At 73.2% G+C, this 12,249-nt stretch carries 11 protein-coding genes; 6 read left to right on the plus strand and 5 right to left on the minus strand.

The annotated features are described in order from the left end of the window. Positions 1-22 precede the first annotated feature (22 nt). The 4 genes from GA0070214_RS14830 (at position 23) to glpK (ending at position 3,654) form a co-directional block, all read left to right on the plus strand. Complete coding sequence (locus GA0070214_RS14830; RefSeq protein WP_091263188.1) at positions 23-595, plus strand: RNA polymerase sigma factor; 573 nt, start codon at positions 23-25, stop codon at positions 593-595. After that, complete coding sequence (locus tag GA0070214_RS14835) at positions 592-1,683, plus strand: hypothetical protein (protein WP_091263190.1); 1,092 nt, start codon at positions 592-594, stop codon at positions 1,681-1,683. Before GA0070214_RS14830 ends, GA0070214_RS14835 begins: the two co-directional genes overlap by 4 nt. A 62-nt stretch (positions 1,684-1,745) precedes the next feature. Continuing rightward, the gene (locus tag GA0070214_RS14840) at positions 1,746-2,063 is read left to right on the plus strand and encodes an NIPSNAP family protein (protein WP_091263192.1); all 318 of its coding nucleotides are present in this window, start codon (positions 1,746-1,748) and stop codon (positions 2,061-2,063) included. A 73-nt stretch (positions 2,064-2,136) separates the two neighbouring features. After that, positions 2,137-3,654 carry a glycerol kinase GlpK gene (glpK, locus tag GA0070214_RS14845; RefSeq protein ID WP_091263194.1) on the plus strand — a complete coding sequence of 506 codons (1,518 nt, stop codon included), beginning with the start codon at positions 2,137-2,139 and terminating at the stop codon, positions 3,652-3,654. A gap of 28 nt (positions 3,655-3,682) precedes the next feature. Here the strand turns inward: glpK and GA0070214_RS14850 are convergent, their stop codons facing one another. Next, positions 3,683-4,123 (minus strand): ATP-binding protein, encoded by a 441-nt coding sequence (locus tag GA0070214_RS14850; protein ID WP_167364273.1) that lies wholly within the window; start codon positions 4,121-4,123, stop codon positions 3,683-3,685. A gap of 59 nt (positions 4,124-4,182) precedes the next feature. Next, positions 4,183-5,820, minus strand: coding sequence for a SpoIIE family protein phosphatase (locus GA0070214_RS14855; RefSeq protein WP_091263196.1), 1,638 nt, complete (start codon positions 5,818-5,820; stop codon positions 4,183-4,185). A 514-nt stretch (positions 5,821-6,334) separates the two neighbouring features. On the opposite strand from GA0070214_RS14855, the gene GA0070214_RS31850 reads away from it, so the two are divergent. Together GA0070214_RS31850 and GA0070214_RS14865 are read left to right on the plus strand one after the other, a co-directional pair. Then, positions 6,335-7,537, plus strand: coding sequence for a S1 family peptidase (locus GA0070214_RS31850; protein WP_091263198.1), 1,203 nt, complete (start codon positions 6,335-6,337; stop codon positions 7,535-7,537). Positions 7,538-7,651: 114 nt separating this feature from the next. Next, entirely contained in the window at positions 7,652-9,298 is a 1,647-nt protein-coding gene (locus GA0070214_RS14865; RefSeq protein WP_091263201.1) for a glycoside hydrolase family 10-like protein, read from the plus strand. Here GA0070214_RS14865 and GA0070214_RS14870 read toward each other — a convergent pair. Genes GA0070214_RS14870 through GA0070214_RS14880 form a run of 3 tightly spaced genes read right to left on the minus strand, consistent with a single transcriptional unit; the run spans position 9,273 to position 12,191 of the window. Next, on the minus strand, positions 9,273-10,226 hold the full coding sequence (locus GA0070214_RS14870; protein ID WP_091263203.1) for a DUF817 domain-containing protein: 954 nt from the start codon (positions 10,224-10,226) through the stop codon (positions 9,273-9,275). The genes GA0070214_RS14865 and GA0070214_RS14870 overlap by 26 nt on opposite strands. 10 nt (positions 10,227-10,236) lie before the next feature. Further along, positions 10,237-11,436, minus strand: a complete 1,200-nt coding sequence (locus GA0070214_RS14875) for an MFS transporter (RefSeq protein WP_091263205.1) — start codon at positions 11,434-11,436, stop codon at positions 10,237-10,239. Positions 11,437-11,474: 38 nt separating this feature from the next. Beyond that, the gene (locus GA0070214_RS14880; protein WP_167364274.1) at positions 11,475-12,191 is read right to left on the minus strand and encodes a DUF1223 domain-containing protein; all 717 of its coding nucleotides are present in this window, start codon (positions 12,189-12,191) and stop codon (positions 11,475-11,477) included. Between the last annotated feature and the right edge of the window lie 58 nt (positions 12,192-12,249).

Consider the following 12,249-nt stretch of genomic DNA (forward strand, 5'->3'; position numbering starts at 1 on the left):
TCGGTGCCCGACCGGACATGGGATGGACGTGAGCCCCGGGACCGCGCACGAGGACCGCTTCCGACGCGCCTACGCCGCCGACTTCGAGCCGCTGCTGGCGTACGCCCTGCGCCGCGTCGCGGACCCCGAGGACGCGGCCGACGTCGTCGCCGAGACCTTTCTCGTCGCCTGGCGCCGAAGACGCGACCTGCCGGCCGACGGCGAGGCCCGGCTCTGGCTCTACGGCGTCGCCCGCCGCGTGCTCGCCAACCACCACCGTGGCGGCGTACGCCGGCAGCGGCTGGGGGAGCGGCTCCGCCAGCGGATCACCGCGGTGCTCGGTGGCGACCCGGGCAGCGAGGTGCCGGAACGGCTCGCCGTCCGGGCCGCGCTCGCCCGGCTCGGCGACCTGGACCGCGAGGTGCTGCTGCTCACCGTGTGGGAGGGCCTGGAACCGCGCGAGGCCGCCGAGGTCCTCGGGGTGAGCCCGGCCGCGGTCCGCACCCGCCTGTCGCGGGCGCGGTCCCGGCTCCGCGAACTCGTCGGTGACGACCTGGGCCCACCCGGACATGTACTCGACGTCCTGACCGCACCCGCCCCGAAGGAGGGCAGATGACCGAGGAGCACGTCGACCGGCTGGTCCGCGACGCCGACCCCTACCGGCCCGAGGTCATCAGGCACCTCGACGGGGCCGAGCAGGCTCTCCTGGAGGAGATCATGTCCGAACCGACGCCCGACCGCGTCGCCGATGCACCGCGCCGCTCCCGGACGCGCCGCGGCCTGGTTCGCCGCCTCGCCGGCCCGCTGACCGCGGCCGCGGCACTCATCGGCGTCCTCGCGGTGGTCACCGTCTACGGCGAGCCTCCGGGCGACCGTCGGGCGGCTCCCACGGAGACGGTCGCGCCGACCAGCGCCGGGCCGACCACGTCGATCGTGTTCTCGCCCGTGGCGTTGAAGGCCGCCGAGGAGAACCCCCGGTTGCTGATCGACGAGCCCGGCTGGCAGGTGACCACCGTCTACGGGTTCGCCGAGAAGCAGGGCACCATCGCGTTCCGCAACGGCGGACAGCAGATGGACATGAACTGGTACCCGGCGGACCAGTACGCCGGCTACCACGCGGACCGGCGCAACGTCAGCGCCCCGGAGGCGGTGAAGGTGGACGGATGGTCGGGTGACCTGTTCCGCTACAGCGCCGAGGACTTCGCGGTCCTGCTCCGCCCCCGCGACGGCGTCTTCGTCGAACTGCGCGCCGGGGGCGGGAACCGCACCGAGTTCGACCGGCTCCTCACCCACGTCGTCCGCGTCGACGTGCGTACCTGGCTGGCCGCGCTCCCGCCGGAGATCGTCACGCCGGCCCGGGTGGACGAGCAGGCCGCGAAGGTGCTCGCCGACATTCCGCTGCCACCGGACTTCGACCGGGCCGCGCTGGCCGGCCTCGGCACCAACGACGCGTACCAGTTCGGCGCGCAGGTCACGTCCCGGGTCGGCTGCGCCTGGATCGCCGAATGGCAGCGCGCGAAACGGGCCGGCGACGACGCCGCCCTCCGGCGGGCCGCCGACGCGCTGCGCAGCAGCCACAAGTGGCAGGTGCTGCACCAGATGAACGACGAGGGCGACTGGCCGGAGGTGTTCTGGGAGACCGCCGACAAGGTCGCGGCCGGAGACCTGCCGCGCGGCTACGACCAGGCGTTGGGCTGCGCCTGACCAACCCGGCCACGCCGGCACTCGCGCCTGGTGGGTGCCGGCGTGGCCCGTAGGGTGGGGCCGTGATCACCTGCGTCGTGCACTACACCATCGACCCCGCGCAGATCGAGGCGTTCGAACGCTTCGCCAGCGAGTGGATGCGGCTGGTCGCCAAGCACGGCGGCGTGCACCACGGCTACTTCCTGCCCGCCGAGGGCGCCAGCGACCGGGCCGAGGCGCTGTTCAGCTTCGACAGCCTGGCGGCGTACGAGCGCTACCGCGCACGGTTCGGTGCGGACCCGGAGTTCGTGGCGGCCGACCGCATCCGCGACGACTCGGGCTGCGTCCTCCGCTACGAGCGCACCTTCATGCGCCCACTCCTGCCGACCGACTCTCGTTGACCCGGCATCGCGATGTTTCCTACGGTTCACCTCACGATGACGCCCGCGCCGCCCGCAGTGAGGAGACCCCCGCATGGCTGACTTCGTCGGCGCCGTGGACCAGGGCACGACCAGCACCCGATTCATGATCTTCGACCACGGTGGCAACGAGGTCGGCCGCCACCAGCTCGAACACCAGCAGATCATGCCGCGGGCGGGCTGGGTCGAGCACAACCCGCTGGAGATCTGGGAACGGACCCAGACGGTGATCCAGACCGCGATGAACGAGCACGGCCTGGCCGGCTCCGACCTGGCCGCGCTCGGCATCACCAACCAGCGCGAGACCACGGTGGTGTGGAACCGCCGGACCGGCCGGCCCTACCACAACGCGATCGTCTGGCAGGACACCCGCACCGACCGGATCGCCTCGGCGCTGGAACGCGAGGGCAAGGGCGACGTGATCCGGCGCAGGGCGGGACTGCCGCCGGCCACGTACTTCTCGGCCGGGAAGATCCAGTGGATCCTGGAGAACGTCGACGGGGTCCGGGAGGCCGCCGAGCGGGGCGAGGCCGTCTTCGGCAACACCGACACGTGGCTGCTCTGGAACCTGACCGGCGGCACCGAGGGCGGCGTGCACGTCACCGATCCCACCAACGCCAGCCGCACCATGCTCATGAACCTGGAGACGCTGGACTGGGACGACGAGCTGCTCTCGTTCTTCGGCATCCCGCGGGCCATGCTGCCGGAGATCCGGCCGTCCTCCGACCCGCGCTCGTACGGCAGCACCGTGCCGCACGGGCCGTTCACCGGGCCGGTCCGGATCACCGGTGACCTGGGCGACCAGCAGGCGGCCACGGTCGGGCAGGTCTGCTTCGCGCCGGGCGAGGCGAAGAACACCTACGGCACCGGCAACTTCCTGCTGCTCAACACCGGCACCGACATCGTGCGGTCGAAGGCCGGGCTGCTCACCACGGTCTGCTACCAGTTCGGTGACGACGCGCCGGTCTACGCGCTGGAGGGCTCTATCGCGGTCACCGGTTCGGCGGTGCAGTGGCTGCGCGACCAGCTCAAGATCATCAGCACGGCCGCGCAGAGCGAGATCCTGGCCCGCCAGGTCGAGGACAGCGGCGGGGTGTACTTCGTGCCGGCGTTCTCCGGCCTGTTCGCCCCGTACTGGCGCTCCGACGCCCGCGGCGCCATCGTCGGGCTGTCCCGGTTCAACACCGACGCGCACATCGCCCGGGCCACCCTGGAGGCGATCTGCTACCAGAGCCGGGACGTGGCCGAGGCCATGGAGCAGGACTGCGGGGTGCCCCTGGAGTGCCTGAAGGTCGACGGCGGCGTCACCGTCAACGACCTGTGCATGCAACTCCAGGCGGACATCCTCGGCGTGCCGGTCAGCCGGCCGGTGGTCGCCGAGACCACCGCCCTCGGCGCGGCCTACGCGGCCGGGCTCGCCGTCGGGTTCTGGAAGAGCACCGACGAACTGCGGGAGAACTGGAACGAGAGCCGGCGCTGGCAGCCGACCTGGTCGCCGGAACAGCGTGAGACCGGCTACGCCCGCTGGAAGAAGGCGGTGGGCCGCACCCTCGACTGGGTCGACGTCGACTGAGGCCGCGTCGGTACCGCGCGGGGTCCGGTCAGCTCAGCGCCATGGTCACGGTGGCGGTCGTGCCGTCGGCGCGTCGGTGGAGGGACAGTGAGTCGGCCAGGTGGTCGGCCAGCCAGAGGCCCCGGCCGCCGGCCGCGTCGCCGGCGACCTGCCGGATCGGCGGTGCCTCGACACCCGGACCGTGATCGACGACGTCGCAGGTCAGGAGGTCGCCCTGCCGGCGGAGGTGCAGGTGACCCGTGCCGCCGCCGTGGCGTACCGCGTTGGTGACCAGCTCGTGGACGGCCAGGACGAAGTCCTCGGCCCGCGCGCCGGCCAGCCCGGCCGCCGCGACGGCCGCGGTGACGGCGTGCCGCAGCTCGGTGATGGTGGCGGAGGTGAAGTCCCGGGAGAGCAGCGACGAGGCCTCGCGTCGCGTGTGCCCGGCCCTCGTGGAGTTGATCCCGGCCGGCGGCCCGAAACCGCCCATGGCAAAAGAGGCTACCTGCATTCCGGATATTGCCGGGCGGCACCCCGGCGGCGCCCGCCCTACCCGGGGACGCCGGGGGGCTCCGGCGGAATCCGCAGCACGACCAGGGCGATGTCGTCGTCGCTGCCGGGGGCGAAGCGGGCCAGCAGCTCGTCGCAGAGCTGCTCGGCGGTCGACCCGTGCCGGCCCGTGAGGCTGCCCACCAGCGCCGCCAGCCCGTCGTCGATGATCGCGTCGCGCCGGTCGATCAGGCCGTCGGTGTACAGGACGACGGCGCAGCCGGGCGCGAGGGTGACCCGGTGAGCACTCCGCGCGACACCGGGCCGGACACCCAGCAGCATCTCCGGCGGCGTGCGCAGCAGCGTCGCGGCCCCGTCGGGCGTCACGAGCACCGGTGGCAGGTGGCCGGCGTTGGACCACGTCAGGGTGCGGGTGCCGTCCCGGGGCCGCGCCTCGTCCTGTTCCACCCGGGCCAGGACCGCAGTCGCCAGGGCGTCCACGCCCAGGCCCCGCATCGTCGCCTCCAGGCCCTCCAACACCCCGCCCGGTGGCTTCCGCGCCGCGTACGCGACGCCGCGGAGCAGGTTGCGGATCTGCGCCATGGTCGCGGCGGCCTGCTGGTCGTGGCCCGCCACGTCGCCGATCACCAGCGTCAGCGAGCCGTCGCTCTCCTGGAACGAGTCGTACCAGTCACCGCCGATCCGCGCCCGTTCGATCGCCGGCTGGTAGCGGACCGCCACCTCCGTCCCCGGCGGCTGGGCGGGTGGGGTCAGCAGGCTGCGTTGGAGTCGCTCCGACAGGTCCCGTTCCAGGGTCGCGACCCGCCGCTCGGCCTGCCGGGTCTGCGCCCGCTGCAGCGCCTGCGCCACCGTCGCACCCGCCAGCCGCACGAACCCGACATAGCCGTCGTCGAGGGGGAGGTGCTGGCTCAGCCGCGCCACCAGGACCGTCTCCGCGTACGGCGGCGGGCCCGGCAGCCGCACCCGCAGCACGGGGACATCCGCCGTCGTCTCCAGCACGAAGTCCCCATCCCGGAAGATCGTCGACGGCACGGCGGGCAGGGGCGGGCGACCGGCGCCGGCGGTGGCGTCCGGCACGAGGATGTCGACGTCCGGCAGGTCCTCGGGGTCGCTGCGCAGCACCCGCACCGCCCGTTCGAGGATCTCCGCCGGGTCGTCGAGGCTGCTCAGGGCGTCGCTGAGCCCGACCAGCATGATCAACCGTCGCTGCGACAGCACCTGCGCGGTGGTCTCGGTCGCGATGTCGATGACGCCCTCGACCTCGCCGTCCGGGTTGCGGACCGCGGAGTAGGAGAACGTGAAGAAGCACTCCTCGGGGTAGCCGCGCCGGTCCATCAGCAGCCGCATGTCCTGCGTCCAGGTCGCGCGCCGGGTCGACCGCACCGAGCGGAGCATCGGCCCGATGACGTCCCAGATCTCGGCGAACACCCGCGCCGCCGGGGCGCCGAGCGCGGCCGGGTGCTTGTGCCCGATCATCTCGACGTAGGCCTGGTTGTAGACCATGACGAACTCCGGGCCCCAGAACAGCGTCACCGGGAACCGGGAGTGCAGGGTGAGGTCGACGGCGGCGCGCAGCGTCGGACTCCAGCCGGACGCCGCACCCAGTGGCGTCGACGCCCAGTCGACCCCCCGGTACGCCGCGCGGAGCGTCCCGGCCGCCTCGAACAGCTCATCCACCGCCCGACCATAGCCGCACGGCCGGACCCCGGCCGGGCGTCGAGCTCAGGCGGTGCCGACGCTCACGCGGTCGTCCCGACGGGGTCCGGGTGCCGGGCGGCAGGTCGCCGGCCGACACGAACACGGTGCCGCACCACGGCCGGCCGTGCGACGTGGCGGGGTCGCTTGCCGGAAAGGACGGGAAGGGGTTTGCGAATAGCTGGTGAAATTTGCGCGACGGTGCCCGGGAAAGGCGAGCAGTTGTCTAATCCCGGCACGTATTCCCGACAGTCCGGCGAAATTGCAGATGATGGCATTGCCAAGGCATCTTCCCAGGTCAACGAACCGGCAATGGTCGCACGGCGCCCCCTTTGAAGTAAATGGCTGAGTCCGTTTGGCAGCAGGAGCCTGGTGAATGGGATTCACCGCCGCAGAATTCGAGTCGACCGGGGGAATTGTCACCCCGGCGGCTCTCATCTGCAGGAGGTACGTCTCCATGAGTCACATGACATCGGGCGGACGCGGAGGTACGGTCATGCGCCGTACCATTCTCGCGTTGGCCGCCGCGATCGTCGCCACCGGCGCCCTCGCGGCCCCGGCGGTGGCCGACGGCAAACCCGTCACGCCGTCGGCCCAGCCGGCCGAGGCCGTGCCGGGCGGGTTCGCCAGCTGGCGCGCGCTGTTCGCGGCGCAGGACCGGCTCAACGCGGCGGCCGGCGAGATCACGGCCGCGCGCGGCGCGGGCTTCGCGGGCGTGGTGGCCGCGCCGGAGTCCCGCAGGCTCACCGTCTACTGGAAGGGACGGGTGCCCGGGGCCGTCCGCGACCTGGCCGAGCGGCTCGACGTGCCGGTGACGTTCAAGCCGGCCCGGTTCCACCAGCGCGAGATGGACGCCGAGGCCCGGCGGCTCGCCGCCGACCCGCGGGCCGTCTCGGTGGCCGCCAAGGTCGACGGCAGCGGGCTCGCCGTGACCGTCACCGGCAAGGCGCTCGCGTCCGGCAAGCGGGACCTCCTGGGCACCGCGCGGCTGCCGTTGAGCGTGCGCACCACGCCGAGCGCCACGCTGCTCAACCGCCAGAACGACTTCGCCCCCTACTGGGGCGGGGCGCGGTACTACGCGGGCGGTGGCTGCACCACCGGCTTCGGGGTCTACTGGAACGACGCCCGGCAGATCCTCAGCGCCGGGCACTGCGGCGCGAACGGCCAGGTCGCCTACGACGGTGGTGGCCCCACCAACACCATGGGCCCGATCATCAACGACAACAACCCGCGGGACACCCTGATGATCAGGGTCGCGGCGGGCGGCCGGATCTACACCGGGGCGTACAACGCGGCGACCAGCATCGGCGTCGGCGGGGCCGCCTCGGACTACGTCGGCAACTACGTGTGCACCGGCGGCTCCTCCAGCGGTGAGCACTGCAGCCTGCGGGTCGACGTGGTCAACCAGTTCGTCAACGTCGGCTACGTGATCGGGCCGGTGACCCAGGCCAACCACATCGTCGCCGGGGGCTGCGCCGCCGCGCCGGGCGACAGCGGCGGGCCGGTCTACTCGTACCGGTCGGACGGGCGGATCGACGCGCGTGGCACCGTCTCCGCCGGGGTGACCGGCACGGCGGTCTGCCCCGGCGTGAGCCCCAACGGCTCCCGGACCGTCTGGTACGCCCCGCTGCTGCGGCCGGTCGGTGACGCGCAGATCGGTTCGCTGACCTACTACGGCGCCTCGCTCATCCAGGGCTGAGGCGACCAGCGTGGGCCGGTCCACAGGGGACCGGCCCACGCCGGCGCCTTAGGTGGCCGTTAAGAAGCGGTTCCGGCCGGTTCATCCGTCGGGGGGCGCTGGCAGACTGGGGCGATGCCCTCCGCCGATCCGTCCGTACCGCCCGTTCCCCACCGCCGCACCCGGGCGCTCGTCGCGGTGGTCGTCGCGCTCGCCGTGGTGGCCGCGGTCGGTGCCTGGTCGCTGCGGGACCGGGTCACCGGCGACGGTGGCCGGGCGGAACCGGCTGACGCGGCCGCGGTCGCCGCGGCGGGCGGTGGCCGGGACTGCGCGGGCCGGCCGGTCCGGGCGACCCGCGAGGTGCGCGGCATGTGGATCACGACGGTGAACAACATCGACTGGCCGAGCCGGCGGGGGCTGCCGGCCGAGGCGGCGCGGGCCGAGTTCCGCGGCTGGCTCGACCTGGCGGTGCGCCGCAACCACAACGCGGTCTTCGTGCACGTGCGGCCGAGTGGGGACGCGCTCTGGCCGTCGGCCTACGCGCCGTGGTCGGAGTGGCTGACCGGGCGCCGCGACGGCCGCGACCCGGGCTGGGACCCGATGGAGTTCATGGTCGCCGAGGCCCATGCCCGCAACCTGGAGTTCCACGCCTGGTTCAACCCCTACCGCGGCGGCCAGCCGGCCACGGTGGGCGGGCCGGGCCCCCGGCTGGACCAGCTCGCGCCGACCCACCCGCTGCGACGGCACCGCGACTGGGTGGTGACCTACCCCAGCGCCGACCGGCCCGGCAGTCGCCTCTACTTCAACCCCGGCATCCCCGAGGCGCGCAAGTTCGTCGAGGACGCCATGCTGGAGGCGGTCCAGCGGTACGACGTCGACGGGGTGCACTTCGACGACTTCTTCTACCCCTATCCGGAGGCGGGGCAGGACTTCCCGGACGACGCGGCGTTCGCCCGCTACGGCCGGGGGTTCGCCGACCGGCACGCCTGGCGCCGGGACAACGTGAACACCCTGGTCCGCGAGATGAGCGAGCGGATCAAGGCGATGAAGCCGTGGGTGAAGTTCGGCATCAGCCCGTTCGGCATCTGGCGCAACGAGCGCACCGACCCGGCCGGCTCGCCCACCGCGGGCCTGCAGAGCTACGACGACATCTACGCCGACACCCGGCTGTGGGTACGCCGGCAGTGGCTGGACTACGTGGTGCCGCAGCTCTACTGGCACATCGGCTTCGGCAAGGCCGACTACGCCAAGCTGCTGCCGTGGTGGGCGGCCACGGTCCGGGGCACCCGGGTGCAGCTCTACATCGGCCAGGCCGACTACCGGGTCGGTGAGCGCGGCGCCTGGCGGGATCCGGCCGAGCTGGACCGCCAGCTCGCCCTGAACCGGCGGTACGGGGTGAGCGGGAGCGTGCACTTCAGCGCCCGGCAGGTGCGCGCCGACAAGCTCGGTGCGGTCAGCCGGTACAGCCGGGCGCACTACGCCGCTCCCGCGCTGCCGCCCACGATGGCCCAGCTGCCGGTCGCGCCGCCGCCCGCACCCGCGATCACCGGCGCCCGGCGTCCGGACACCGGCGGGGTGGCGCTGACCTGGCGCGGCGACGCCGCCGTGAGCTTCGCCGTCTACCGCGTCGAGGGCGGCGTCGCCCGGCTCGTCGGCACCACCCGTGGAGGTGACTGGGTGGACCCGGCCGCCCCGGCCGGCCAGCCGCTCACCTACTGCGTCGCCGGGCTGGACCGCAGCGGCAACCAGGGCCCGCTCAGCGCCCCGGCGCCGGTCGCGTGACGGTGGCCGGTCCGGTCGCCGCGTCGGCCAGGCCGGGGTCCCTCGCCGTGGCCGGCTGCGGCTCGTCGGGCGGCTGCGGCGGGGAGATCCAGGTGACCAGCACCACCGAGATGATCATGAGAAGGAACCACGACGCGAGCTTCGCGGGCGAGACGAGGTGCCAGCCGCCCAGCTGGCTGGGATAGAGCCAGGCGTTGGACCAGGTGGCGATGTTCTCGGCGAGCCAGATGAAGAAGGCGACCAGGAGGAACGCCAGCAGCAGCGGCATGCGCCACCGGAACCGGAAGATGCGGAACTGCATGACGCAGCGCCCGAACACGAGCGCGACGGCGGCGATGAGCAGCCACCGCACGTCGAACAGGTAGTGGTTGGTGAAGAAGTTGGCGTAGATGGCGGCGGCCAGCACCGCCGTCACCCAGCGCCTCGGGTAGCGGGTGAAACGCAGGTCGAACAGCCGGTACACCCGGACCAGGTAGGAGCCCACCGCGGCGTACATGAAGCCGCTGAAGAGGGGCACCGCGCCGATCCTCAGCACGCCCTCGGGCGCGTAGGACCAGGAGCCCACCTCGGTCTTGAACAACTCCATGGCCGTGCCGACGAGGTGGAACAGCACCACCACCCGCAGCTCGCGCAGGGTCTCCAGGCGCCCGGCCACCATGGCGATCTGGATGGCGACCGCCGCGAGCGTCAGGAAGTCGTTGCGGGCGAACGCGGCGTCGCCCGGGTACCACAGATGCGCCGCGAAGATGACCGCCAGCATCGCCCCACCGAAGACGCAGGCCCAGGCCTGCTTGAACCCGAAGACCGCGAACTCGGTGAGCCAGCCGGCCGGCCCGCGCCGGGGCAGCCGGGCGAGCACCGCCCGGAAGCGGGCGTCGATCGCGCGTTCGGCCGTGGTGAGGGCGGCGGGTCCGGACGGGTTGTGCATCCCCCTGACGCTATCGCGCGCCGACCCGCGTCTCCCGGCCCGTGCGGCGCAGCGCGAGCAGGGCGACCACGGCGAGCACGAGGACGGCGACCGTGTACTCCTCGGCGGTCCGGCGCAGGCCGCCGCCGTGGACCACGAGGAACCCGGCGATCACCGTGGGCAGGCCGAAGCCGACGTAGGAGATGATGTAGAGCAGCGAGAGCACGCCGGCGCGCTCGTGCGCCTCGACCAGCGGCGTGACGGTCTTGAGGCTGCCCTGGAAGCCGCCACCGAAGCCGACGCCCCCGAACGCGAGACCGACGAAGAAGCCGGCGATGGAATCGGCGGAGACCGACACCAGCGTGATGACCATGCCGACGACGAGCGCGGCGACGCCGGTGAGCATGACGGTTCGCGCGGGCCGGTCGCGCAGCACGAGGATGGCGGCGGACCCGAAGACGGCGAAGACGAAGATGCTCAGGCCCCCGAGCACGATCGAGGAGTTCATGAGGGCACGCACGAGCGCCGGGCCGAGCGCGGCGAAGAACCCCGCGAGGGCCCAGACGGCGAAGGCGACCGGGGCGACGGCCAGCAGGGGCCCGCGTACCGCGGGGGGCAGCCGGATCTCCGGCCGCAGGCTCCGCAGGGCTCCCGCCATCGGTGTGACCGTCTCCGGCATCAGCAGGACCCCGATGCCCTGGATGAGCAGGACCACGAGCAGGACGAGGTACACCAGACGCGTCGGTGCGGGCAGGTACTGGACGAGCAGCGCGGAGAGCAGCGCACCGACGCCGGTGCCGATCCCTGGGGCGATCGAGTTGGCGAGCGTGCCGCGGGACCGGTCGACGTCGAGCATGCCGGCGGCCGCCGCGCCGGTGGCGGCGCCGGCCGCGATGCCCTGGACGACGCGCGCGGCCACCAGCTCGGGTACGCCGCCGGCGAGGACGAAGATGACCAGCGAGATCATCTGGACCGCGATCGCGGCGAGCAGGACCGGGCGCCGCCCGACATGGTCGGAGAGCTTGCCCACGGTGAGCAGGGACGCCAGCACCGCGGCGGCGTAGACGGCGAACACCAGGGTGGTGGTGATCGACGAGAAGTGCCAGCGCGCCTGGTAGATCCCGTACAGGGGGCTCGGGGCCGTCGACGCGGCGACGAACGACACGATGATCGAGGCGAGCAGGAACAGGGCGACGTCCGGCGTGAGGCGCTGCTGCTGGCCGATGCTCATCAGGCAGTGCTCCTCGGGTGTGCGGCGCGCGGCCGGGCTCAGGCGGACACGTCGACGGCCGCGGCGCCGACGACGGCCCGTTCCCCCTCCTGCTGCACGTAGCCGATCACCGACGCCTGCGCGGGATCGAGGTCCGGCGGCACGGACAGCTCCACCCGGCCCTCCTCGGCGTTCAGGCCGACCGAGGTGAAGGCCCGCACGACGTTGTCCTGCCGCAACCGGCGGCCGGCGTTCTCGCCCCGGGGCACGTCGTTCTCCAGGCCGCGCTCCACGACCGCCACGTGCAGCATGCCCCGCGCGGGCGGCCGGTCGACCCGGTAGTCCACGGCCACGTGCCCGCCGCCCGCGTTCCCGACCGTCAGGGCGAGCGGCGCGGTGGCCGCCGCCGACAGCGCGGAGGTGATCGCGTCGGCCGCCCGCCGCCGGTCGGAGCCGACGAACTCGGCGGTGCCGTTGACCACCATCTGCGGCGTGTAGAGGTGCCCGGTGCCGAACGCCCGCGCGTACGCCTCCTGCCGGGCCGTGTACGCCGCGGCCGCGTAGGGATCGGGCCAGCCCAGGTGGTCCCAGTAGTCGACGTGGAAGCCGAGGGCGAAGACGGGCTCGCCCCGCCGGCGGGCGTCCCGCTCGATCTCGGTCAGCACCTCCTCGGCGGGCGGGCAGCTCTCGCAGCCCTGCGAGGTGAACATCTCCACGACGGCGAAGCCGCCGTCGCCCGCCTGCGGCGGCGACCCGGTGGGCGAGAGGTCCGTCATGGCGTGGCTCCTGGCGTCCGTCGGTGCTGCTGGCGGCACTCCGATTCCCGTTGCCGCC

This window comes from Micromonospora chaiyaphumensis (assembly GCF_900091435.1).
GTDB classification, from domain to species: Bacteria; Actinomycetota; Actinomycetes; order Mycobacteriales; family Micromonosporaceae; genus Micromonospora; species Micromonospora chaiyaphumensis.